At 45.4% G+C, this 23,280-nt stretch carries 22 protein-coding genes; all 22 read right to left on the bottom strand.

The features are described from left to right. Window positions 1-7: 7 nt before the first annotated feature. Window positions 8-2,374 carry a zincin-like metallopeptidase domain-containing protein gene (locus BR06_RS0103210; protein WP_031480064.1) on the bottom strand — a complete coding sequence of 789 codons (2,367 nt, stop codon included), beginning with the start codon at window positions 2,372-2,374 and terminating at the stop codon, window positions 8-10. Between the two features lie 2 nt (window positions 2,375-2,376). Continuing rightward, entirely contained in the window at window positions 2,377-2,583 is a 207-nt protein-coding gene (locus tag BR06_RS0103205) for a hypothetical protein (protein ID WP_031480062.1), read from the bottom strand. Between the two features lie 5 nt (window positions 2,584-2,588). After that, complete coding sequence (locus tag BR06_RS0103200) at window positions 2,589-3,032, bottom strand: Arm DNA-binding domain-containing protein (protein ID WP_156952638.1); 444 nt, start codon at window positions 3,030-3,032, stop codon at window positions 2,589-2,591. 225 nt (window positions 3,033-3,257) lie between these two features. After that, complete coding sequence (locus BR06_RS0103195) at window positions 3,258-5,429, bottom strand: DNA topoisomerase (protein WP_031480058.1); 2,172 nt, start codon at window positions 5,427-5,429, stop codon at window positions 3,258-3,260. 2 nt (window positions 5,430-5,431) lie between these two features. Beyond that, on the bottom strand, window positions 5,432-6,121 hold the full coding sequence (gene traF / locus BR06_RS0103190; RefSeq protein WP_084154003.1) for a conjugative transfer signal peptidase TraF: 690 nt from the start codon (window positions 6,119-6,121) through the stop codon (window positions 5,432-5,434). Further along, window positions 6,118-7,746 (bottom strand): helix-turn-helix domain-containing protein, encoded by a 1,629-nt coding sequence (locus tag BR06_RS0103185; protein WP_031480054.1) that lies wholly within the window; start codon window positions 7,744-7,746, stop codon window positions 6,118-6,120. Before BR06_RS0103185 ends, traF begins: the two co-directional genes overlap by 4 nt. 16 nt (window positions 7,747-7,762) lie before the next feature. Further along, window positions 7,763-8,158: a DUF1937 family protein gene (locus BR06_RS0103180; RefSeq protein ID WP_051676877.1), complete on the bottom strand. Its 396-nt coding sequence runs from the start codon at window positions 8,156-8,158 to the stop codon at window positions 7,763-7,765. Beyond that, window positions 8,127-8,549 carry a hypothetical protein gene (locus BR06_RS0103175; RefSeq protein WP_031480050.1) on the bottom strand — a complete coding sequence of 141 codons (423 nt, stop codon included), beginning with the start codon at window positions 8,547-8,549 and terminating at the stop codon, window positions 8,127-8,129. Before BR06_RS0103175 ends, BR06_RS0103180 begins: the two co-directional genes overlap by 32 nt. Beyond that, window positions 8,542-10,488 (bottom strand): type IV secretory system conjugative DNA transfer family protein, encoded by a 1,947-nt coding sequence (locus BR06_RS0103170; protein WP_031480048.1) that lies wholly within the window; start codon window positions 10,486-10,488, stop codon window positions 8,542-8,544. The genes BR06_RS0103175 and BR06_RS0103170 overlap by 8 nt, the downstream gene beginning before the upstream one ends. Further along, window positions 10,488-11,702: a TrbI/VirB10 family protein gene (locus BR06_RS0103165; protein ID WP_031480046.1), complete on the bottom strand. Its 1,215-nt coding sequence runs from the start codon at window positions 11,700-11,702 to the stop codon at window positions 10,488-10,490. The genes BR06_RS0103170 and BR06_RS0103165 overlap by 1 nt, the downstream gene beginning before the upstream one ends. 9 nt (window positions 11,703-11,711) lie before the next feature. Further along, window positions 11,712-12,293, bottom strand: a complete 582-nt coding sequence (locus BR06_RS0103160; protein ID WP_051676876.1) for a tail fiber protein — start codon at window positions 12,291-12,293, stop codon at window positions 11,712-11,714. An 11-nt stretch (window positions 12,294-12,304) separates the two neighbouring features. Beyond that, the gene (gene pilV, locus BR06_RS0103155; RefSeq protein WP_031480042.1) at window positions 12,305-13,453 is read right to left on the bottom strand and encodes a shufflon system plasmid conjugative transfer pilus tip adhesin PilV; all 1,149 of its coding nucleotides are present in this window, start codon (window positions 13,451-13,453) and stop codon (window positions 12,305-12,307) included. Between the two features lie 9 nt (window positions 13,454-13,462). Next, window positions 13,463-13,891 (bottom strand): type IV pilus biogenesis protein PilM, encoded by a 429-nt coding sequence (gene pilM, locus BR06_RS0103150; protein WP_031480040.1) that lies wholly within the window; start codon window positions 13,889-13,891, stop codon window positions 13,463-13,465. After that, entirely contained in the window at window positions 13,879-14,865 is a 987-nt protein-coding gene (locus BR06_RS0103145) for an ATPase, T2SS/T4P/T4SS family (RefSeq protein ID WP_031480038.1), read from the bottom strand. Before BR06_RS0103145 ends, pilM begins: the two co-directional genes overlap by 13 nt. Before the next feature lie 12 nt (window positions 14,866-14,877). Continuing rightward, window positions 14,878-15,357 carry a type 4 pilus major pilin gene (locus tag BR06_RS0103140; protein WP_031480036.1) on the bottom strand — a complete coding sequence of 160 codons (480 nt, stop codon included), beginning with the start codon at window positions 15,355-15,357 and terminating at the stop codon, window positions 14,878-14,880. 11 nt (window positions 15,358-15,368) lie between these two features. After that, the gene (locus tag BR06_RS0103135) at window positions 15,369-16,436 is read right to left on the bottom strand and encodes a type II secretion system F family protein (RefSeq protein WP_031480034.1); all 1,068 of its coding nucleotides are present in this window, start codon (window positions 16,434-16,436) and stop codon (window positions 15,369-15,371) included. Next, complete coding sequence (locus tag BR06_RS0103130; protein ID WP_031480032.1) at window positions 16,423-18,027, bottom strand: GspE/PulE family protein; 1,605 nt, start codon at window positions 18,025-18,027, stop codon at window positions 16,423-16,425. Before BR06_RS0103130 ends, BR06_RS0103135 begins: the two co-directional genes overlap by 14 nt. A gap of 3 nt (window positions 18,028-18,030) precedes the next feature. Next, complete coding sequence (locus tag BR06_RS0103125) at window positions 18,031-18,822, bottom strand: hypothetical protein (RefSeq protein ID WP_031480030.1); 792 nt, start codon at window positions 18,820-18,822, stop codon at window positions 18,031-18,033. After that, window positions 18,809-20,053: a type 4b pilus protein PilO2 gene (gene pilO2, locus BR06_RS0103120; RefSeq protein WP_031480028.1), complete on the bottom strand. Its 1,245-nt coding sequence runs from the start codon at window positions 20,051-20,053 to the stop codon at window positions 18,809-18,811. Before pilO2 ends, BR06_RS0103125 begins: the two co-directional genes overlap by 14 nt. A gap of 2 nt (window positions 20,054-20,055) precedes the next feature. Then, window positions 20,056-21,558, bottom strand: a complete 1,503-nt coding sequence (locus BR06_RS0103115; RefSeq protein WP_031480026.1) for a type II secretory pathway component PulD-like protein — start codon at window positions 21,556-21,558, stop codon at window positions 20,056-20,058. 2 nt (window positions 21,559-21,560) lie between these two features. Then, complete coding sequence (locus BR06_RS0103110) at window positions 21,561-22,292, bottom strand: TcpQ domain-containing protein (RefSeq protein ID WP_031480024.1); 732 nt, start codon at window positions 22,290-22,292, stop codon at window positions 21,561-21,563. Then, the gene (gene trbG, locus BR06_RS0103105; protein ID WP_031480022.1) at window positions 22,289-23,272 is read right to left on the bottom strand and encodes a P-type conjugative transfer protein TrbG; all 984 of its coding nucleotides are present in this window, start codon (window positions 23,270-23,272) and stop codon (window positions 22,289-22,291) included. Before trbG ends, BR06_RS0103110 begins: the two co-directional genes overlap by 4 nt. Window positions 23,273-23,280: the final 8 nt, after the last annotated feature.

The following is a 23,280-nucleotide window of genomic DNA, read 5'->3' as shown; positions in this document are numbered from 1 at the left end:
TGTTTGCTTATATTGCTAAGGCCTGTTCCTCGTTTTTATTTTGAGCAGCTTTTTTAGGTGCTTTATTGATACCGAAGAGCTGCTTCTTAACCGCATCCAGCCCACTAGACTGATGCAAATCATTAAAGTCACTTAAGCCTTGTTCTCGCTCACTGTCTGAGAACTTTGGAACTATGGCCACTCCGCTAACAGCTATTGCCGCCGCTTCTGCCTTTTCTACTCCCACATTATTTTTCAGATGATGGTCATTATCTCCAAGAATTATAATCGGGCTATCCGGGTACTTTTCGTGCAGTGCCTTTGCGACCGGCTCAAGATTTGATGCATCGAAAGCAACAATTGTCGGTTCTCCTGTGGCCATGTGTATGCTGGCTGATGTTGCGTACCCTTCAGCAATGAGAATCGGGCCGCCTTGGGCAATCTTCTGGTCAGGATCAATGGTGTGGAATGAGCCTGATTTAAGCCCTCCTTTTTCAAAGAGTTTTGCCTCTTCGGTAACTGTCTGGAGGGTATGAATATGACCATTCACATCTCTACCGGGAATAATCAGATTCCCATGTTCATTTACTTTGACCCCATAACCGTAGACTCCTTTCTTCGCTAGATAAGTCTGTTTATCATTGGCCCAGTCTTTTGCATTTTTCCACTTGGCATATGAGCGTTTGGACGCTTTCTCTCGTTGCTCGGCAAGCAGCTTTTCACGTTCCTGCTTCTTTTGAGCAGACTGTGCTTTTAACTCTGCTTTTTGTTCATCAGTTAACTGATGGCCTTCTGCTTTCCAATTCATCTTAAGGCCGGTCTTGTGGTTCTGGATGAACCCTGCCGGATTGCCATCAAGGAACCCTGTGTAAGCCCCGTCTTTGGAATTTTGCTTACCTTCAATTACAGGTATTCGTTGGAGAGTTCCGTCCATAATGGGTAGTTGGCCTTGAAGATCAAGACCGGCTTCCTGAACAGCTTTTGCAAACTCCTGTTCTGGGTTGCCGGCAGGAGTGATAGCTTTATTCTTGGGCAGCCACTTTGAAAGTGGATCCAGATCTGTTCCGGTGGCTGCAAACCAGAGTTTTGCTGATTTGTCCCAGCGTGCGCCGAGCTTCTTGGCCTGCCATTTTTCCTTGTAGGGTACATTAAGATAAGTTTTTTCTTGAGCTGGATTTTTTGCCTGAGACTTTTCTTGTTTCTTTTTTTCAGCGTCTTTTGTCATTGACTGGATAAGTTCACCAGTTTTTTTAATACTGACTTCAATTCGCTCTGCAAGTCTCGGCAACCATTTTTTAAAAGAATCCGGATTTGCTCCTTCAGGAGCAAACCACATTTTTTGCTCTTTATCCCATTTGGCTCCAAGCTTTTTGGCTTGTTCTTTTTCGGAAAATGGCACTTTCAGATAAGTTTTACCATTTTCAGGTGTTCCATGCATTGATTCTCGTTGTTCAAGCCTCGCCTTGTCCGGTCCGGACATAGCCATTCCTTGCTCCTTAGTTTCTTCCATGCTGCGCTGTTTTTCAAAATCGAGGGTGTATTTCTTAATTTTGTCCGCATCTCTACATGCCCGGACTATTTCATAAGGATCCTTTTCAAGAACTTTCACCCAGCTATCTACGTAACTGAGGTGCTGGCTTGGATCATGCCCCAAGCCCAGCTCAGAGTTGATCATCCAGCTTCCTATTTCTGCACGCAGTTCTTCACGCGCATACAGTTCAGATCCAAATGGTCCTCCTTCTCGGTCCAGTCGCGAAGCATGGCCTGTCCAGTGACTCAGCTCATGCAATGCCGTGCTGTAGTATTTGTCTGAACTGTCAAAAGCGGCTTGGGGAGGCAGATGTATTTCATCTGATGAAGGCCTGTAGAAAGCCCGTTTATGTTGATCATGAATGATGCTTGCTCCTGAATTGCCGATAACTATTTCGGCCCGTTCATCAGGATTCCATGTTACTTCCCGTCCTTCCCATTCCGGAATTCCTTCAATCTGACTCGCATGGAAAACGCTTGCGTAGCGCAGTACAGGTTTTGGGAATGGAATAATTTCAAATTGCATTTTGCCATTTTCATCAAGGATAGGCTTATTCCCTTCATCCTTGATAAGTTCAGGCCTACCTGAAGCCCAGAAAACGACTTTCTCTGACTTGGCCCCTTTCTTTATCTGCCAACCTTTGGACGCTGCCTGTTTATAAGTCATAAACCTAGGGTCATTCAGACCGGCTGCACTGAGTGCCACCTGATTGACTCCGCTATAAACAGAACCGGAAATAGGATTGAAAGGTGATTGATATTCACCCGGTTCCCATGGCCGTTGCCACGGAGCGGTTCCTGCCTTTAAACTTTCAATTATCTTTTCAGCAAAGCTTTCGTGAAAAGGCTTTTTATCTTTTGCCATAGCTAATCCTCTCCGGAGATATCTTCATCCCCATCAAAAGAAGCGTCTTCAGCATCTTCCAGAGATATGGCCTTTTCTTCAAAAGCCCCCATATGGTCGGCCAGCTCCTGATCAACCTCGATTGCTGCGCCCGGATTTTCGGATAGATCTTTGTCGATCTGGCGGGCTTGTTCGTCTAACCGTTTTTTGATTTCGTCTTTGTCGGACATGTTTTTTACTCCGCGGGTTCAGTTGTTGCTTTGAATGATTTTTTTGAGTTTCTGAGTTGCCTGATTAGGGTATCTATTTTGTTGATGATTTTGGCTTGTTCCTGAACCTCCTTGGTATTTACTTGTTGTTTTTGTCTTTCTTTTGAGGGATCTATGCCCTTTTTGAGAGTTTGCTGTTGTTCATTTCTAATCTTCCTTGCCTTATTCAAGCTTGTTTCCGGGAAGGCCCCTAAACCAATCATTTTGGCTTTTCCTTCGAAGTAATAGCGCAAACGCCATAGCTTAGATCCGGATGGAGTTACTTCCAGGCAAAGCCCGTTAGAGTCTCCCAGTCGATAGATTTTGTCTTTGGGTTTTGCGTCTTTTATTATTCTTACAGTTAGTTGGCCTTTCTGATTCGTATCTGTGTTGAAAGTGCTTGAATTCCAAACAGAAGCAGTTTCTTCCATGGATTCACATAACGGACTGTGAGCGCCACATCGATCACAACGAATTGAAAATAGATTTTTCTCCTGATCTTTTTTTTCACCTAGAATCTGTGAATGAAGGCAACTGAGTTTACCCTCCGGTGCTGAGCACCAAAGACAAGGTTGAAGGGGAATTGTTTCATCCTTGGGGATTTCGCCTGAAAAAATAACGTCAGCCCATGCCGTTTCTTCTGTGTATAGCATTTTTTAATTCTCCAATTTAGGTTTACCTTCTTCATCATAAGCCATGAATTTACACTCAGGATAACCGCTGCATCCCCACCAGAAGACTCCTTGCTTTTTTGCGGGACGCCGCACGAGCCCACTTTTGCACTCTGGGCAAAGGTGGGCCGATGATCCTGTAGGTTTTTTTGTCGGTTTGGATGAAATATTGGGTTTCCCATCCTTGTCTTGAACAATTGCATTGCACTCCGGATAGCTAGAGCAGCCCCAGAATTTCCCCTTTGGGCCTTGTCTAGATTTGAGGATTCCCTTCTTGCATCTTGGGCACTGGATTCCATCGCTTTTTATATCGATGTTCAGGCCGTTTTTCATAACGCGCTCAATTTCTAGCGCAACGGATTTGTCCACCTCGGCAATCAGATCCTGATAGTCCATCTCACCGGCTTCGATCATTTTTTGCTTTTCATGCCATAGAGCTGTCATGTCAGGTTTGACCGCAAAATCAGGCAGGGCATCGTGAAAGCTGCGCCCGATTTCCGTGCTGGTTATGTGCTTTCCTTCTTCAGCAATGAAATTTCTGCGAAACAATGTATCAATGTGGGAATCCCGAGTGGCCGGTGTCCCAATTCCGCCTGACTCATCCTGTTTATCGCTGTCTTTATCGAGCAGCAGCTTTTTAATTTCAGGATCAGTTACATACTTGGCGACTCCGGTCAGATCCTTAAGCAGGGTTTTCATGGAATATCTGGCCGGTGGTTTTGTGAAAGTTTTTGTGCTTTCAGCTGATTCAACATGTCCGGATTCAGATTTTTGCAGTTTATGTAGCTCTTTTTGTTTTTCGGCCTTTTCAAAATCTTTAAGGTCTGCCTGATTTAGACATCTCCAGCCAGGAACTGCATTGAGTCTGCCTTCAGCCACAAAAGTATGCCCGGCAATTTCCAGTTGTACTTTTGTGGCTGTAAATTCTGCTGGAGGATAAAACTGAGCAATGTAAAGGCGTGCTATAAGCTCATAAATACGGCGTTCATCTTCGGATAATTTATTAAGGTCCGGCACGTTCATTGTGGGAATGATAGCGTGATGTGCTCCGACCTTTTTTGAATTGAAAGCTTTACTTTTTAGATTTGGATTAGCGTATTCCGCCATTTCTCCAAAAGCTGAGGATAGATTTTTCAGTAGCTCAGGAGCTTCACTGTGCCGATCGTCATTTAAGAAACGGCAATCACTGCGGTTGTAAGTAATTGCTTTATGGCGATCACGGAGCCGCTGCGTAATTTCAAGCACCGCTTTCGGTTTGTAATTCCATAGCCCTGCGGCATCAGCTTGAAGAGCCAGCAAATTATATGGCTGGGGTGGGCTGTTCTTTCTATTCACTGATTCCACGGACAATATTGAGACGGGTTGTCCTTGGACTTCGTTTACAATTTTCCTTGCAAAAACAGCATCGATTATGCGGCCTTTTTCATCCATAGGATCAGTTGAAACAGGAATGTAATCCGCACTGATTGACCTGCTGTCCGACATATTAATCTGAGCTTTAATGTTGTGATAAGCTTGTTTTTTGTGAGCCTCATGTGCGCGGTCGCGGGCAACTACAAGGCCGAGGATAGGAGTCTGCACTCGCCCGACAGAAAGAACTCCGTCGTAACCTTTTTCACGAGCCTTCAGAGTGAAGCAGCGCGTAAGATTGTATCCATACCGCTGATCACACACCGCTCGTGCCAGGGCAGACATGGACAGCCCTCTGTACTTTTCGTTGTCTTCAATGTTTTCAATTGCTTTGAGGATTGCAGGGCTGTTGTTGTCATTGATCAGTATTCTTTTAATCGGTTTTCCTTCAAGTCCGGCGTACTCGATGACTTCATCTACCAGCCTCTGACCTTCTGGATCTGGATCACCGGCATTGATCAGTTCAGTTGCGTTACTTGCTAACTCAATGACTTTTTTGAGGTGGGGAATATGCCTTTCTTCCGGTGCATAGCTGATTGGCCAGTCCATGGGCAGAACACTCAGTGACCATTTTTTATACCGATCATCGTGTTCTTCAGGATCTGTTAAACGAAGAACATGTCCCCATAACCAGGTTATATGATCTCCATTTATAAAAAATGAAGCTCCGGAAGGCTTTGACGGTCCTCCCATTGCTATTGAAATTGCCTCAGCTACATCCTTTTTTTCTGCTATAAATAAGCGCATAATTATTCCTTTGTTTGTGCTGCAACTATTAACGTTTCAGCCTGTTCCTCTGGTTTGGTTGTCCAGTAGTGGCAAGCTGGGTAGCTGTTGCAAATCCACAGAGATATCTTTTCATTGGTTGGCGGTATGTGGTCTAGTTTACGTCCACATTTTGGGTAGGAGTATTTAGCGATATTTTTCTCCTCCGGATTAAAGGTTAAAACAGGAACGACCCGCTGCATTCGGTCCATGTCCACCAGTCCGAAGTAACGGCCGTCAAAGCTATTTTCGGTGTAAGTGGACATCACGAGTCCTTTTGCAGAGGGGATAATGGTAGAGTGAAGCAGGACGGGAAGATTTCTTCCGTAACGATCAGATTCTTTTTGTTTGCTACGTGGAAGCAACGTCTCGTTTACAGATACGCCCATAGTGGAAACTTGAATGTAATCTCCTGCTACTCCTGCAAAGACTTTTAGGAGAGGACCGTTTTTGTTTAGACCCAGATAATTACGCTCAAGCGAAATTTGAAAATATGGATTGTCTTCACGGAGGCTGAAAGTAACCAGATCACCTTTAGCCGGCTTGCCGGGAAGAATCTGATAAATGCCATGGGGCATAGAGTCTGTGAAATTAACGCGATAGCCAACCTCGTGAATCAGGAAGATAATTGTCACTGCATGGCAGATGAAAAGAGTCAGGGCGAGACTTTTCACGCTGCGGCCTCTTGAATATTTTTGGCCCAGTAGGTCTTACGCCAGCCGCGTTTTGCCGTATCACTGTTGAGATTCAGATGGCACTTTGAGTCAATGGACTCGATCTCAGAATTGTCTAACGAGTTAAGCCAGTTTTCAAAATCATGATTTTGTAGATCTTGTTCAGCCTTTTCAATTTTCTGCGTTTCAATATTTTTCAGTTCCGTGCGGGTTTTGTCGGCCTTCTTTGCGTTCGCAAGAGCTTGCTCATTCGGGGTTAAAAATCCAACAGGCCTGCGCCATGTTCCTTTTGATTTCAGAGTTGCGAATAGATAATTGCAGACTCCTTTACGGGTTTCAGGGAAGGTTTCATTTTCCAGTTCCCAATGTGCGGCGTGCAAGGACTCTTCGATGTCGAGGATTGTTTCTCCGAAAGAAAGCCGGTGTTCTACAATCTGGCGGATCTGATCAGGACCAAACCTTTTGTTGTGCAGGCTGGGCCAGAGGACTTGAAAATCATCGCGGCTGATTGATAGCAACCGGCGCGTCCACTTTTCCTCTTCTGATTCTTCTGAACTAGATAGACTTTTTATCTGTCTATCTAAGAAGGGTGGATTTTGATACCGATCAGTATTGGTATTAAAAGAGCGTCCTTGATTCTCATCAGCTCTTGGTTGGCAAGGGTTAACATGCTGTTTTGCTAATGAATCGGCATTGGTAACATGATACCGATCACCTTTGGTATCAAGATCGGTATCATTGCGGTCATGATACCGATCATGATTGGTAACACCTGTTTGATATCGATCAGCATTGGTATCAAAATGTGGTGGATAGGATTTTAAAAGATCCTGAATACGGGTAATAGGCTCATTATTTAATTGGAGAATGATACCAAAGCGGGGCCCGCGTTCGTGGATTCTTTTAGAGTATATACCAGCATCATGGCCGTGTTTGATCACCCTGCGTGCTGTGACTTCGCTACATGCTGCTTTTCTGGCAATTGCCTGAATTACAAGACTTACTTCGTCCTGCTTCGCTTCTACAGAGTGGGAGCATATGATACCAAACACTCGCTTACCCTGATCGGATAAACGGTTAAAAAGAGCATCTGTTTTATCAGAAGTGCTTATACAAAGAGATTGATTTTTTACTATTTGGTCAACCTTGTTACCAATAACGGTTTGATACCGATCACCTTTGGTAACATTCTCCTTTTGATACCAATCATGATCGGTATCAGCGAGCAAACCGTATTCATGTTTGAACAGGCTTATAAAGAACTCGCAACGTTCTTTATATAAGGTCACGATCGTTCCGTGCCTACGTCCGGAGCTGTTTATTTCTCTGTGAAACAGCCCTGCGTTCTCACCTTTCGGGAGAGAACGTAATACGCTAAGTTTGCTGCATTTAGCGGCATATTGAAGGCTGGAAATGACAATAGAATACGGCGCATCCATTGCCGGAGCAGATTGGATTAGGGCGGCAAGTATCCTTCTGCCTGTTCCGGAGAGGGCATTATAAAAGGCGGCTATGTCACGGCGCATAAGCATTTTCAGGTGATCGGTGTCAGCTTGTTTCTGATGTCGATCACCATTGGTATCAGAACCATTTGGTTGATAGTATTTCCGTGCCGTTGAAGTCATTTCAGAACCTGATTCCTTAGAAAGAGGATACGTTGTAATGTTCAGGAGAAACAAATCTGACTACCTTGAATTCACTTGCGGCAAATTCGAGTTCAGCCCCAATCCCGTGCGATTCTTCCCAACCTTCGAGTTTAAGAATCCAGAGCTGATCGGCCCAGCGAATAAATTCTTGATCAATGCGTTTCCAGAAAGTCCAATCCATGGGCAACCCTGTATTCGTGATTCCGTGTGAATGCGAAATCGGGGAGTAAACAATATAGCCCGCGGTAATAAGCCTTGCGGCGGCAATGTTAACAGCTTCATAGCGGTTAGTTCGCACTTCCGGATCTGGATGTGTGTACGGGCATGCCAGATATATTTTCAGAGGTGTTTTTTTCTGATCAGAGTGCAGTTTTGATGGGATATAGCTCATTATTCCTCCTTTTTTTATTAAGGTCAGTTGTAACCAAATCACCGGCCTGAATATTTTCAGGCATTACGCAAAGATCATCGCAGCCAGGGCAGCGTATTTGTGTGCCCATTTTCATCGCTCTGTGTTTTCCAGGTTCTTTGCATTCACCAAACACAGGCATAAGCACTGGAGTGTTTCCTTGCTCGATCATGGTAAGCTTCCGGCCGGAGACTCGTTCAGGAGGCAGGTACATATACGGAACCCGTCCGTCTCCATGACAGAGCTGACAACCGGGGCGGCCTGTTTTTCTGGAACCGTGACTGGCCATCCAGGCTGCGCAATTTGGGCAAGTCCTGCACGCTTCACGGGGGAAGCGCACCGGGAGTAATTTTGTAATGTCAGCATTATTCATGGACTTCTGTCGCTTCAATGAGGTCGTCGAGTTCTTTGCGGTCGGCTTTGGTTTTAGCCTGGGTATCTGCCTTTGCAGGCTCTTCTTTGTTGGGGCCAATTTCTGCGAGAATGTCTGATTTGTCAGGGGCTGTAATCTTGGCCCTTTTAAGAAATTCAGGATCAAGAAAGAAAAGAATTTGCTTGCCGTAGATTGGCGCAAATCCGGCGGGAAAGATGAGCATGTCACCGGGACGGATGATTTTTCCGTTTTCCTTTTCTGCTCCAGGGAGGCGCATACATTCATCAGGTGTAAGCAAACTGCGTTTAACTTCTGAAATGCTTACACTCGCTCTGCCAAGGTGCCCTGATCTACTTCCCGAAAGTGAAGTCTTTTTCTGGATGACTGTGGCTTCTCCAGTCATTTTTGATAGAGCTTGCGCTGTTTCAATCTTGTTTGGAGCATATGCAATTCTGATATGGCAGTTACTCATGATGGATTCTTCTTTCCCGTATGCAGATTGAAGCTGGGTGAGATCCTGCGTAATGATGTAGGCTTTGATTCCGTAGCCGGCCATGAAGGCCAGAGCGCGTTCAAAAATTTCCATGCGTCCCAGAGCGGGGAATTCATCAAGCATAAGCAACAGTCGATGCTTATATGTTGCCTTGGCAGCTCCGTTTTCAAATTCCATGTTTTCTGTGAGGCGGCGCAGGACAATGTTCAGAATAAGTCTGATAAGAGGGCGAAGGCGGTCGATGTCTGAAGGCCTGATCACAAGGTAAAGGGAAACAGGTTTTTCAAAATTCATGAGATCGGAAATGCGGAAATCGCAACCGGAAGTAGCCCATGCAACAACTGGATCACGGTAAAGAGCCATGTTGGCCACAGCAGTGGAAACAACCCCTGAAAGTTCTGCACCGGCTTTGTTCAGCATTTCGCGGGCAGCAGAGGATATGAACTGCTTTACAGCCTTGACCGCTAATTCATCCATTTTAGTGCCAAAGAGCATGTCTAGATAGGTGACATGATCTGTATTCAGCATTTCTTCAAAAAGTTCAGTCATTTCTTTGTCTTCATCAGCAAGCATCAGAGAAAGGTCGTTGAGAGTGGCATGCCGATTTTCATTGATCCTGCATAAAATCATGCAATGAAGAATTGTTCCGCCTAAAAATCCGAACGCTGCTTTATTCCAGTAGTCCTTGAGTCCTTTTCCGTCAGGATCAACGATCATGTTGGCAACATTTTGGGCATCGGGAATGGCATGAGGTCCATCAAGTCTTATTTCAGCCAAAGGATTATATCGTGTAGATTTTTGAGAGGCATCGGTCGGATCAAACTTCAGAACTTTATGCCCTTGAGATTTTCTCCACCCAGAAGTTAGTGCATAGTTCTCACCCTTGATGTCTAAAATAATGGAACTCTCATCCCATGAGAGCAAAGTCGGCAGAACAAGGCCTACACCTTTCCCGGAGCGGGTAGGGGCGAAGGCCATAATGTGTTCCGGACCGTCGTGACGCAGATAGTGAAGGACTTCCTTGTTCTGCCAGCCTCCAACATAAACGCCGGTGTTTTGAAGCAACCCTGCTTTTGTTATTTCCTTTTTGGTTGCCCAGTGGGCTGTTCCATGAATATCGCTGATTCCTTCAGGCTTTCTCATGAAGAGTTGAGCAAAGCCGAGTACAACAACTTGCGGCCCGATAAATATAACCTGCGCGATCGCAATAATGTGGTTCAAACTTTTGCTTGAGGATAGTTTCTGAAACCAAATTACAATCATCCACGGCCAGTAAAATTGTCTATAGACCGTGTTTCCCAGAGCTTTATGATGTCCATATAGTTCGGCTGTATGCTGGGTGGCATAGCTCATCGCTATTAGGGTGACTGCGACCATAAAGAGTAAATAGAGCAACCATATATTGCTTTTTTTTGTGCTTTCACCGAGTCCGTATTGATCGTTCATTACTGGCTCCTGTAAGGGAGGTATGGGCGTGCAAAAACAATATCTTTGGTGACAACCATATTGAATCTCTTGCCCGGTTCGGTGGATATTGCTGGCTTCAGCTTCACATTCATTTGGAGTAATTGAAGAGTGGACTGGCCTAGTTGGCTGGCCACAGCTGATCCGAGTTCATCTTGAAGAGTTGGCGTCTGGCTTGCCGAAGATCCTTTGTTGAAAGAGTCCATGGCATAAGCCGTACCGCCGCTTATCAAACTCATGATAGCCGCCGAGCCGAATGTTTTCAGGTAATGGTTATCCACATCCCCTGAATAGCCGGCGTAACCTCCTATATCCGTGCCTGGCATTACGCCGAGAGTGATTGAAGACCCGTCAGGAAAAATTATGCGATTCCATGCAACCAGAACTCTGGATTGACCTACAGCTACCCGTGAATCATAGACTCCGATCATTCTGGAGCCTTGAGGGATAAGCATGTAAGTTCCACTTGCGGTGTCATAAATATTCTTGCTTACTTGCCCGATTATCTGACCGGGGAGATCTGAATTAATTCCTGAGATCATGATGCCGGTGATGACGGAACCTGTTTTAAGTTCAAATCTTTTGCCGGGGACACGCTCATAAGGCAGTTGCCACGAACCATCTTTGGCTGCGCGGGAATTTAGAAATTCTTCTTTTTCCTGCTGATCATCTAAATCTCCCGGAATACCTGTTGATGCTTCTGTAGCAGTTAAAGGATGTCTTGCGCGGACATCATTGAAAGAAGTTTGCACTATCTTCCGCTCATTTTTATCCGGCATGGCCGTTTGAATTTTGAGCGGCGCGGCAAGAGCAGCTCTCATTCTTTCCAGTTTGAATGTTCGTAGTTCTTGCAGCTCTTTTCTGTGTTGCTTCTCAATTTCTGAAGGTTCGGCAGCGCGTACAACTGTTACGAGTGGTCTTTCCGTTAGCGGCTCTGGTAAAGGCTCTTTCTCTTCTTCTTGAGGAGGAGTGGATAGTCCAAGAGTTTCAGGAGCCGCCAATGGTTGCTTAAGGTCAGTTTCGATAACAGCAGCTTTTCCTGTTTCAATGCTGTCATTTTTTTTGCCGGATTGAGATAGTGAATAGACAAACACAAGGACCAAAATAGTAGCAACGGCAATGCCTAAGTAGACAATTCTGTTACCGCTTTTAGTCGCTCTAATAGGGCGCGTGAGGCTGTTAGGAGAATCTGACATCGTTAATTCCTATTCAGCCTTGATGATGTACATCATGGAATAATTGCGCGGTCGTGTTTCTGCACCAACACGTCCACCATTTAGTGCACTACCGTCATCCGTGTACCACATATTATTGTCCGTATCGGAACTCCCTGATCCCGCATGGCCACTTCCTCCAGAACCAAAAGGAGCATAGGCATGTCCTGCGCCATTAGCTTCGCCCCATCCACTTTGATGCTGATGGGAGCCAAGTTGCTGTGATTGTATACTTCTCAGACTCCGCCCCCCATCAACTCCTTTGCCGTGATCCCAGCCGCGAATAAATTCACCCCGGAGATCTGGAACAGTGCTACCGACTATTGCCGCAAGGTCTGCATAGGCGGAGGTTGATTGACCGTTGCATTCAAGAAATCCTTCGGGAACAGTTCCGGAAGTCCATGGAATTACACCGCCGATTGGTACTCCGCTGATTGCTTTAGCCTCAACAGTTATACTTGTCGGATCAAAACTTGTTGCATCCCCTGCGATTGCTGAGGAATGCACAGAAACGAAAAGTAGAAGCATAAAAATTAAAAGATATTTAGATCTAATATTGTGTGTGAATCTCATGATTTTCTCCTTTAGTTGCAAGTTGTGAGGACCATTACTTTTCCGTATCCGGCAGGAGGAACTATCCATGTACCTCCCGTGTCGGCAGTGCGAATGCGTAGGTGGACCTGCCAGTTGTCTCCAACGTCAGTGGCCCATGATTGGACAGCGACAATGGCTTTTGAAATTGGTCCTTCAGCAAAGATTGTGGGGGCCACAAATATTTGGGGATTTGAGATAATGCCGGGTGGGCAGACTGGTTTAGGGATAAGTTCGCCATCAACCGCAATAGTTGATCCTTTAAGAAACTGAGAATTGCCGGTGTCGGCTATGACTTCAGGCTGGCCGTTGCGGCAGACGTAAAGACCTACTGCCGGATCAAGAAAAACACGCCCGTTTTTATCTGCATCATTGCAGAATCCTGTGGTGTCGATATCTGCAAGAGTATGCTCTTCGAACTTAATTTCTTTCACACCTTCAATGGCGTGGTCGGTCATATCCAGTTCTGTGGACATTTCGTTCAGCTCAGGATGACCGGGGACTTCAACGCGATAGAGAAAATCTTTTCCAATATCCTCTTCACGCAGAAAAGCTCTTCCGCCGATATGTCCGGCGGCAGGGATGGGGATATCTGTTGCTGCTAAATTTACTGTCCAACCGCCGTAAGAACCTCTTAGTTCGGTTGCACTTTGTCCCGGGAGGTCGCCGATGGGGATGTAACCACCTGCGCCACCGATCATGGCGGCTGTGGCTGGAACAATGGCGGAACTAAATTTTCTGCTTTTGTCAGAATAAGTTCGGCCTCCGTATGTCAGCACCAAAACTTGCAGGTCGCCTACGGTTGGTTCAAGCACGTATATCCCGTACCGTTGGCCCCATCCGTTCAGATCCTTAAAGCCGGAAGAGAGGAACTCTCCAGTTCGAAGCTGATCCATAGTGATCTGAGTTGCGCCGGTTGCGGTGGAAGATGTTATCAGTCCGTCATAATTTTCTTTGGTATATGAAGCCGCTGCATCCATGATACTTGCTAAGTGATCACTGACGCTGTGCTGTTTGATTGACTCCATGCCTCGGTCCATCATGTCGGCAAGCATGGGAAGCATAAGCATGAAAATAAGAAGTCCTGCCAACACCTCGATAAGTCCGAATCCAGCCTGTTTGTTTTTACGATTATCTTTCATAACTATCTCCTACTGGGTGATGACGCTGACAATGCTGTTTTCAGGAATGAACGTCGGCAGGGCTGTATCCGATCCGTGAGCGTTGGCCAGAAAACCGTTTCGTTTAACTCCGATGGCAAAACTACCCATGAAAATCTTTCTGATTTCCTCAGATTCGTTTCCCTGCACAGCACCCCACACATAGCAATTTCCGTCATCCATCCGGTTGGCCCATGCACGCATGGGTTTCCAACCGGATGGAATTGATAGATTAGAAACGGGAACTTCACTTGTTGTGATGGTTGAATTGCTTGTCACGAAGTTATTCACCGCATTGCGATAGATCGCGTAATTCACAGCTATAGATTCAGCCTTAGGTGAGTTTCGCGGGGTGGGTATTTCCGGACTGATCATTGCCATTGTGCCGAGGAGGCAGAAAAATACAGCTAATCCTTGCATAATGATTCAAGCCCTCCGAATTGAATGCGGTTTTTCTGTTCCCGCATTTCTTCCTGTAATCCCGTCAGTTCACCGTTCTTAATTTTTGCGCGGAGCCCTTTGAAGTTTTCATTAAAAGGAGCCAGCAGGAACTGAGGGACATGGAGAACCGTTTTGCCGTCGACGTGTTCAAGTTGCTGATGAACAACAGCTAGAAGGCCTTGAGCTAGATTTTGACTGGCAATGTCTCCGTCAATTTCGCGGGCCATTGTGACCAATCTTTCCAGAGCCGTTACAAGGTCGAAGCCATGCAATGTGGCCACAACTATTTGTTGATCTGAACCAAGGCAGACGCGCAGAGCTTCACTGGCTGCGTGTTTGCTTCGGATTTCCCCGATGTAGATAATGTTAGGAGAAGCTAAGCGGTGAGAACGTTCGATGGCTTCAGCTAGATCCTCTTCATGATCTATTTCGGCTTGAAAGCAGAAACCGAAATCTCCATGTTTGCCATCTAAGGGCATTTCGGCCGGGTTTTCAAAACTGACGGCGTGGCCTCCAAGAGTTGAAAGCCGTGTGGCTACTAAAGATGACGCGCTGAAGGTTTTTCCGGAAGCTTGCGCACCGGTAAAAAGGACCAGCCCCTTACTCTGGTTCGCATTAAGAAGCCATTCTGAAAGGGCGGGGGGTAATCCCAGTTCCGTGAAGGCAGAAACGTTTCCCTGAATCCTGCGTAAGAAGAAGACTTTCCCGCTGCCCCAGACAACACCCTCATAGAGCGCAACTCTGTAACCGACGTCTTCGTGCTTAATTCTGAAAGTGTGTCTACCCGTTTCAGTATGAACTTTAATAACTTCTGCGTGGAGAGCTTCAATTTCATTTTTGGTGTCTTCCTCACAAGGAACAAGCTTCTGGTCGCAATTATCGCAACCCTTCATGAAAGCTTCGCCGCTTTCATGAAGAATCAGATCTGTGAATGATACACTTTTGAGAATCATTTAAAGCCTCTGCTAGTTGGAGGTGAAGACGATGATATTAGTGGTGGCAAGCTGATTTGTTATGGCTCCGACCATTCCGCTTGCTTGGTCGATTTCAACACCGTTCACAGTAATAGTTTCCCATGATCCGGCTTGAAATGTTGCCAGTTTTACACATGCGTATTCAGGGACTTTATTGTGTGTAATCGTAAATGTGGTTGGGTCTGTTCCTTCAGCTACGGACACGGCTCCGTTCCATGCATTGCGGATTTCACCGCTACTTTTCAGCATGCTGTCAGGCACAATTTTGTTTTTAACGGCAATTTCAGTAGTCATACCTGTAAAGTCTGGCTCGCCTGTATAAAGCTGTTTTAAGTCGAGCCGAAAGGTCGAGAGGTTTTGTTCTGCCGTAGATATTTTGTCGTTGTCCATCGATTTAGATATCATATAGGATGATCCTCCAAAAACGATCAAAGCTATAAGAAGTGAGCCAAGCGTTTCAAATAAAGTCATGATTGCTCCTATTAAAGTATGTTTTGTCCGAGCTGTTGTTGAAGGGAAGTCATCGCGAGAACGATGTTGGAAATCATAAAAATGATGCCGACTATGCACGCCATGTTTATTACTTTGGCTTGAACTTTGATTGTTTCCATGCCCTCATTCAGCCATTCCTCGGCAATGAGTTTCAGCTGGCTGTCAAAGCCCGGAAGCTTTGAATAGACCCGCAGGTCTTCAATGATTGTTCTGGAAGGAAACTGGTATCCTGAGTCATCCAGAGCCTGCCCCAGACCTTTACCCAGATTGAGCTGGGCTTTGACTGAATGCATTCTCTCTTTCAGCCATGGGCTTGATCCTGGAGTGGAGAGCATGTCGTTCATAGATTGCGAAAGCTGAATGCCCGATTCCATCATGGTAGAAAGGGTAAAGAGCCATAGACTACCGGTGATAAGACGGTAAAAGGACCATGGTGGTACATTGTCAAAACGGACGCGTATTTTTCCTGTCCATATTTTGAGAGTCGCCAGCGAGATAAGGAATGAGAGGATTAATCCGGCAAGAAACAGAGTTCCCGCTGTGGAGTCTATGAATCGCGTAACTTGATAAAGAGTTTGTGCACTGCCTTGCCAAAATGCCGGATCTGAAATCTCAGTAAGTCTGGGCATGACGTATCTTGAAAGCACGATTAGAAGCGTAATGAGCGCACAAATTAAAAGACATGGATAACTGAGAGCCTTCCACACGCTGCTTATAATTTTTAATCTGGCTTTGATTAATTTTACTGAGAGTTCCAGAGATTCAAAAAGTTTACCGGAATTTACTCCGCTTTGGATCAGCATAGATTCTTCTGCTGGAATGAATCCTTGAAGAGCTTCATGAAGCTTACTTCCTGAGTTTATTCGCGCTGAAACTTCCGTAAGAACAGGAGTTAGCGGGCTGTAATTTTTTGCGTATCTTTTTTCGAGATAGAGCAGGCTTTCCGCAACACTTACACCGTGTCTGGTCATTGCAGAAAGCTTTCGATAAATACGAATCCGTTCTTTATGGTTAAAGAAAATCTTCGCCAGTATTTCATTAATTTCAGGAAGTACCATGAGGAGCCTCCACATTTTTTGAACCGGCTAGTTCATCCAGATCGGAAGATGAAAGGTTGAAATCATCGAAAGCCTTGGCATAGTTTAATGGCACACCAAGTCTGCGTTCTGTCAGATAAGGATCAATTAATCCGTCTTCAATCAGATCGATGGCATGGCTGACAAAGGTCTGGCCGTTCTGCTCATGTCTCCAATGTTTGTATGCCGCTTCCATGTTTCCTGTGCGTACAGCTTTCAGGATTACATGGTCGGTGGTTACTATTTCAGATGCTACGGTTTGCCCGATAATTCCAACCCCAGAGCATTGTTTACAACCTTCACCCCTGATGTTGACGTTCTCCATATTGTTAACCGCTCTGAAAAGACGATTGAGCACGGCTTCAGGAAGAGACTTCCGGCGCAGTTCATTGTCAGTTGGAAGTTTGGTTATATCCTTAAGCGGCATCTTGCAGTTCGGACAAAGCACCGGCACAAGCCTTTGATGATGAAGGCCGGAAAGAACTGTGTGGTCACAAAGGTATTCAAGAGGATCAGGATATTGAGCAGCACGGAGCAGAGAAACCATTCTTTGAATGATTCCTAATGCTGAGTTTGCATGAACTGTTGTCCATACTCCGTGTCCTGTTTGAGCGGCATCAAGAGCCGCTGAAGCCGCTTCAGGATAACGGACTTCACCGATCATAATGGTGTCAGGGTCAGAGCGCATGGCTCCGGCAATTGCGTTGCGGTATGCCGATCCACGATTATCATCCTGATCGTTAGTATTGACCCGAACCTGCTTTACCCTTTCAAGCGGGTATTCCGGTGGATCTTCAATGGCGAGGAAATTCTTTTCCGGATTATCCTCGGCCATGCACTCCATGATATGTTTGAGCAGTGTACTTTTACCGTGGCCGGTCGGGCCTGAAAGAAGAGTCAGTCCAGAACGCTGGGTGAGAAATTGAAATCTGCGAATATGGCGATCGGAAAAGCCGAGGATTTTCAATCTATCATCCAAATCCCCTTTAGCCGTTGTGCGATCGTAAAGAAGGCGCAGCGCCATGAAAGTTCCGGTTCCATTCTCCGCCATTGAGCAGTCGAGCGGTTCCGTATGAATTCGGATAGAGTGAACGTCCGCAGGAAGGAAATCGTTGCTTACGATCCTGCCGTCTTGCCTTTCCTTAGCTACAAATGTGGTGTCTGCGCTGTTGGACATGGTTTGATACATTGCAACAATTACTTTTCTGCCAATTTCTCCCATCAGTTGCTTGTAGTTCTGCAACATGCCCAGCTTTCTAAACTGAATAGAGGCAAACGGGCCGTAATCGCCTATGTGAATATCAGATGCACCTTGCTCGTAAGCATCAGCAATAATCTGAACAGCGAGATCTTGAATGTCGCTTTTGGTTTCAGCTTTGGTGATATTTTTCTTGCGCAATTTCTGGAACTCTTCAGCTTCAAGTCTTTTGGTTTCCTTGAAACCTTTACGCGCCGCATAGCTAAGGAAAGACATCAAAACTGCATCGTCTGCCACCTCCGCTGAGATATAGATGATGTCATTTAGGAGCAGTACCCGTTCTTGAAGTTCTTTTGGAATTTCGTTGTTCGTCATGATCTACTCCTTGAATTTCAAGGGAACGTTCTTGCCGTTGAAACGGATCAGAACAGTTGATGGAGTTATTGAAGCAACTTTACCGGGGCCGGCATTGCTTCCGGTTTTCACTGTCTGGACTCCGGCAGAACTCGAAAGGGTCGCAGAAAGTCTTCCGTCCACTCCTTGGATAGAAACGATTTTCGGCCACACAGGACGGTATTGTTTCTTTTTGGCTGGTTTTTGTTGAATAGCTTTAATCACGGCAGGGTCAGGAGTATGAAGCTTAATCAGCTTTTGGTTCTGCTCAGCTATTGAAACTTGAAGCTTCAATAATTCAAGATCAGATCTCAGTGAGGTGAAATAGCTAAGGGGTGTAATATTCGTTTCATCAGGCGCGTTTTTCTTGTTCTTTGAAGTTGATTCTTTGGTTAAATTCTTTGTCGAATTATCCTTTAAATTATTGACTCTTAGATCGCTTTTTATCTCTACAGACGGAATAGATATTTCAATCGTTCCATTTGAAGGTGATTCGAATACGGGCATTGAAATCGTATCAGTGCTGTTAGTTGAATTTCCTATAGATATTGTGGTCCATAGAGTCGCGTTTGAAATTGGGCTTAATACTTTGGTATTAAAGTTTGTTCTGTTGGATTGCGTGGCATTGAAAAACACAAGTTCCTGAGTCTCATTTGTGTCTTCTTGCATTTTGTTACTGTTGAAAAAGACGGCTGCTGCGCCGGCTATGACTGCGACTAATATGAAGACGCAGATCAAAATTAAACGGCTGGTTTTTAACTTCTTAATATTTGGCATAAACTTGACCCTCCATGGTGCACTGGTTTCTAGTGAAGGAGATCTCATAGATAACCAGACAGGGTATTGAATCCATCCTAGCAAACAGGGATTCAGAAATTGCAGAGCCGGCAGGAAGGCCGGAAAGTTTCCACTCTCCTTTGATCCACGGGGCAATAATATCAAGAGACTGATTCAGTAACTTGCTTTTCTGTTTCTTTATTTCAGGAGCTTTCCAAGTAAGATTCAATTTTGCGCCAAGGGTGCGCGTCAGTTCGTAAAGAAGCGCAGTTACCTCAGATTTATTCGTCAGTGGTTGTCCTGGCCGTACTAGTTCTTTGGGGTAATCTATGATTATCTCAGCCAGATCAGGACGTGATCCAAAGGATGAGTCGCTTGGACGGCTGGTGAATTCTGCGCCCTCTTGATGCGACCATGCCATGTAGATGCCTTTGTCATTTCGGGTAATGGTTTCCAGTTTCCAACCATTATTAAATGGTTCTGTTTTCCGCATGGCTCTTAGAAACTGTTTTGCAAATTTTAGAGGCATCGGGGAAACTTTCCACGGCATGGTGAAATACTTACCGGGGTCAGAACTTATAATTTCTTTGTTTTTTTCAGATTCAGCGCGGGCTTTAATGGCCTCAATTCTTTGTTGCTCTGCAAGCTGATCGGCTTGGTAGTCATTCCAAAAAGAAAAGCCGGCAACGATAATAATTACTGCCGCAGCGAGTAGAAGAAGTTTTCCGTTATTTTTCTGCGGATAGAGCGGTTGAACTCGTTCTGAAGGCTTAATGAGTCCATCAAAGTGCTTGAGCGTGTCACTGAATGTTTCGCAGATGAACTCATTATTTTCCCAGTTAGACATGGCTTTCAAATTATTTAAATGAGCTTCAGCTTCTTCTCTGGAATTGCAAATGCGATCACCTTCAGCAACAATTGTCTTTTTGCTGATTGCGCAGATCCACCAGAGATTCTTTTCATCATTTAAGCAGAACATCCCGACCCAAGTTGATCTGGAACGTTCCACCAAAGCACACGCCAAAGATGGAATCCTTTTAAGTTTTGCCGGATCAGAGCTGAGTCCGAACTGCTGTTTTCTGGCAATGACATAGTTGTATTCCCGGTCGGCAAAATTTGCGGCCATTTTACGGGCCTGCTCTATGAGCTGTTTTTTGCGCCCTTTACCATCCAATATCTGCCACCAGAAACCGGCCGCATATTGTTTTTTATTAATCTTAATTGTGTGCATGATTAGACTCCCGCACTTTCCATTTCGATGGTGATGATGATGAGGCTTTTGCCGTATTTCTGACTGTTTCCGCCCGAAGTGATACCCAGTCCTTTTGATTCCTGATTCGTCTCTTGTTCAAATCCGGCCAGAATTAAAGTTTGTCCACATTTCATGGTTACGCGCTGGCTGAAACTGCGCGTGGAAACCTCTGGGAGCTGAACTTTCATATCTCCGGTAGAAAACTCGGTAAGAGAATCAAGGGATGAAAGATTTATGTTGTATTGAAGAATTGCTTTCCGGTTATCCATAATGTGAGGAATGACCGTCATGGAAAATCCGGTAGAGACTTCACCTGGTGTGAGTTGTGAGGTCTGAACAGACTGGCTGTCGCGGCTGCTGCTCATGCCGGCAAGATAGGAATCACGCTTAACAACCTGAACAGGAAGAGCCTGATTATTCATTACAATGCCTGATCCGGAAGTGAGCAAAGTTGTGCGACCGTTTTGTTTTAAAGCTCTAAGGACAAGCTTGGAGTCCTTCCATGAGCCGTCAAGAATTGCTGCTGTCAGCGTTCCGGCCCCGGCAATAGTATTGTATGGCTGGCCGCCCATCAGTCCGAGACTTGCCTGTCCGGCTTGTAGTGCTGTTTCAAGATTGAAACCGGCATCAGCATTATGGTTCAATTCTAGAGCCCAGACTTTAACGGCCAGAGCGACCTGCCTGCCCATCTTGATATTCAGAGACTTGATATACTTGCTGACTCTGCGCAGGGCTGTAGAAGTATCAGTCACTGTGACCATGCCGGCAGCCTGATTAACTACAACTAGACCGTCCTTTGAAAGCATGGCTGAAATGGCCTTGGATGTGTCGTCCCAGACATCGCCCACAAAGGTGGCTTTATTGGTCTGCGAAGTTTGGCTGGTGCTGTCTGATGTTTTTGAAGTTTGCCCGACTCCTTCAATACTGCTGGAGTCCGCAGAACCTCCGGAAGTTTGTGATTTGTTAGTAATGATAGATTCGTAAGAAATGTTGCCCGGAGCAACGGCAAGGCTGAATGATTTGGTCTGAAATCGCGTGATTTCAACCTTGGAAGTGGCATCATCAAACTCCCAGCCCATGCCGAAATATTCACACATAGAATCAAGCAACCCTTTGAGCTGGCCGTCATAATTTAGCTTCATTTTATTTACGGCTTGTTTGCCCTCTTCATTAGAAGCTGAACCTATGTGTTCGACCTCGATGCGGACGGGAACAAGCTCATTAATTTGTTTGGCCAGTTCTGAAGCAGTGCCGGATGCATGCAATGTTACACGTCTTGAAAAGACTGCTGGCAACTTGTGCTCATCCAGCTCAATGGGAGTGGCTCCCAGATAAGGAGCATGAATGATTTTTACCGTTTTCTTTTTGGTCGCATAATTCATTGCCGCCGCTCTGCTTTTCACAGACCTTTGTTGCGGAGAGGGCTGAAAACCTCCGCAACTGCAAAGGGAAAGAGTGATAATTAGTAAGATAAAATGTTTCATTTTTAGTCCTCGCATACTTCAATGACTTTGTTTGCTTGATAAATAGTTACGCGCAGGGAGTTGCCGCCGGCGTGCATTCTGGAAAACATCCGTTTAACCGCTCTGGGAAATGTGTCTCTGAAAGTGGCGTGCGCTTGCATTTCGAAATCGTGACCGGCTTTCCATACGAGCTGATATTCTGATCTGCTTGCCCAGCGTTTGAGTTGATCTTTGAGGCCGCCTGGTTTGATGTTCCAATTCTCATCAAGTGGAGATTCAACCTGCTTTGATTCATCACCGACAAATTCAAAAAAGGCGGGTGTCTGGGTAAGGAGCCCGGCTCGTTCAAATCCTTCAAAAGTCAGGTTATAGACTTGTCCGAATGACCAGCCGTCAGAAGACTGAAAATGCAAATAATACATGGTGCTGTTGCCGATGGCATCGAACACCTGATTCACATTTAAGACATTATGATCGGTAGTTTTAGGGCTGAATTGAAACCCTTGACTGCGCAGATTGTTTTCAAACATCCTGCCGAAAGGATTGTCTGAAGCTGTCATATGAAAAACAGTCCTGCCGGGAGGGTAATGGCTTGCTACTTTGAGCGCAGTTTCTTCAACCAAAGGTTCAACTTCGTGATCCTCATACATGGGCGCAGTCTGTTCTGCGATGGTCACATGTTTCTTCATGGAGTTAAGAGCTGTGCATCCTGTAGTCGGAATGATTAGTAAAAGAAGGATAATTAAATATCTCATTTGTCCTCCAATCTTTTGATTTCAACTTTTTCCTGATCCATGCCTGTTCCGGCCACCAGAATTGCTTTTTCAAAGATCTCATCCACGATCATGGCGTTACCTTTGACCCTGTAATTGACGATCGCTTCTTCTCCAGCTTTCTCAACAAGTAGAACAGGGATTTCAGTCTGAGTGGATGTTCTGGGGAGCTGAATAAAAGTTCGAATGCCGTCGTTATAGACTCGCATCGGCTTCCAGCTGGCTTCATCTCCTGTGATGGAGTAGCCAAAATCCAACGCGGAAATATCTGTAGGATTTCCTTCGATTTCCGTAGTTTTCCAAGACTCTTTGCGGCGTTTCTTCTTCAAACTTGCCTTAAGAATTTTCTCCTGATCTTCAGGATAGATGAACGCGACATACGGGGTGTACCCCTTGCGGCGGGATACAAGTTTAAGATGGTAAGTTCTGCGGTCGGTAGTAATAACAGCGGTCGTTACAAGCCCTGCATCAAGCGGCTTGATAACAAGGTGAGTGCTTTCGCGGCCTGAAAGACCTGATTGAGCGACAACAACAATCCATCTGGCTGTGTCGCCGATTATGACATCGTTGACGTTTTCTCCGGGCTGAAACTCAAGGTCAGAAGCCATGAGCGGGGAACAAATGATGGTGGGAAGAGTTGCTCCAAAAACATAAACAATCTTGCCGTTGCTATGCATTATTGGGTTTACTTTGCGGTTTATCCACTCCTTAGAGAGTTTTAAAGCCTTCCATTCCTTACTATTCAGACGAACGTCCGTTTTGCTGATATAGTCTGGAGCGGGTTGGTTTATCGCCACTTCTCTCAGCTTTTCGCTCTTCCTTCCTGAATTGTTTTCAGGAGCAGGATTGTGCTGGGCAAATACCTTATTTACTAGCCCTTGTTGGTCCGTTTCAGTTGCTGCTGAGACAGAATTACAAGTTAGTAGAACAAGGCAAAATGATATGAAAATAATTCGGTTCATTACGGCTC

Origin of the sequence: Maridesulfovibrio frigidus DSM 17176 (genome assembly GCF_000711735.1) — a bacterium.
GTDB classification, from domain to species: domain Bacteria; phylum Desulfobacterota; class Desulfovibrionia; order Desulfovibrionales; family Desulfovibrionaceae; genus Maridesulfovibrio; species Maridesulfovibrio frigidus.
This window is presented reverse-complemented; position numbering and strand designations above follow the sequence as displayed.

Bases quoted from the DNA above. Each gene is read 5' to 3' on its own strand.
- BR06_RS0103180 (WP_051676877.1), bottom strand. From the start codon at position 8,158: ATGAGCTATATCCCATCAAAACTGCACTCTGATCAGAAAAAAACACCT.
- BR06_RS0103165 (WP_031480046.1), bottom strand. From the start codon at position 11,702: ATGTCAGATTCTCCTAACAGCCTCACGCGCCCTATTAGAGCGACTAAA.
- BR06_RS0103130 (WP_031480032.1), bottom strand. From the start codon at position 18,027: ATGACGAACAACGAAATTCCAAAAGAACTTCAAGAACGGGTACTGCTC.
- BR06_RS0103170 (WP_031480048.1), bottom strand. From the start codon at position 10,488: ATGAACGATCAATACGGACTCGGTGAAAGCACAAAAAAAAGCAATATA.
- BR06_RS0103205 (WP_031480062.1), bottom strand. From the start codon at position 2,583: ATGTCCGACAAAGACGAAATCAAAAAACGGTTAGACGAACAAGCCCGC.
- pilO2 (WP_031480028.1), bottom strand. From the start codon at position 20,053: ATGCACACAATTAAGATTAATAAAAAACAATATGCGGCCGGTTTCTGG.
- BR06_RS0103195 (WP_031480058.1), bottom strand. From the start codon at position 5,429: ATGCGCTTATTTATAGCAGAAAAAAAGGATGTAGCTGAGGCAATTTCA.
- BR06_RS0103140 (WP_031480036.1), bottom strand. From the start codon at position 15,357: ATGACTTTATTTGAAACGCTTGGCTCACTTCTTATAGCTTTGATCGTT.
- pilV (WP_031480042.1), bottom strand. From the start codon at position 13,453: ATGAAAGATAATCGTAAAAACAAACAGGCTGGATTCGGACTTATCGAG.
- BR06_RS0103110 (WP_031480024.1), bottom strand. From the start codon at position 22,292: ATGAGATATTTAATTATCCTTCTTTTACTAATCATTCCGACTACAGGA.
- trbG (WP_031480022.1), bottom strand. From the start codon at position 23,272: ATGAACCGAATTATTTTCATATCATTTTGCCTTGTTCTACTAACTTGT.
- pilM (WP_031480040.1), bottom strand. From the start codon at position 13,891: ATGCAAGGATTAGCTGTATTTTTCTGCCTCCTCGGCACAATGGCAATG.
- BR06_RS0103145 (WP_031480038.1), bottom strand. From the start codon at position 14,865: ATGATTCTCAAAAGTGTATCATTCACAGATCTGATTCTTCATGAAAGC.
- BR06_RS0103175 (WP_031480050.1), bottom strand. From the start codon at position 8,549: ATGAATAATGCTGACATTACAAAATTACTCCCGGTGCGCTTCCCCCGT.
- BR06_RS0103210 (WP_031480064.1), bottom strand. From the start codon at position 2,374: ATGGCAAAAGATAAAAAGCCTTTTCACGAAAGCTTTGCTGAAAAGATA.
- BR06_RS0103160 (WP_051676876.1), bottom strand. From the start codon at position 12,293: ATGAGATTCACACACAATATTAGATCTAAATATCTTTTAATTTTTATG.
- BR06_RS0103185 (WP_031480054.1), bottom strand. From the start codon at position 7,746: ATGACTTCAACGGCACGGAAATACTATCAACCAAATGGTTCTGATACC.
- BR06_RS0103125 (WP_031480030.1), bottom strand. From the start codon at position 18,822: ATGCCAAATATTAAGAAGTTAAAAACCAGCCGTTTAATTTTGATCTGC.
- BR06_RS0103200 (WP_156952638.1), bottom strand. From the start codon at position 3,032: ATGGAAGAAACTGCTTCTGTTTGGAATTCAAGCACTTTCAACACAGAT.
- BR06_RS0103135 (WP_031480034.1), bottom strand. From the start codon at position 16,436: ATGGTACTTCCTGAAATTAATGAAATACTGGCGAAGATTTTCTTTAAC.
- BR06_RS0103115 (WP_031480026.1), bottom strand. From the start codon at position 21,558: ATGAAACATTTTATCTTACTAATTATCACTCTTTCCCTTTGCAGTTGC.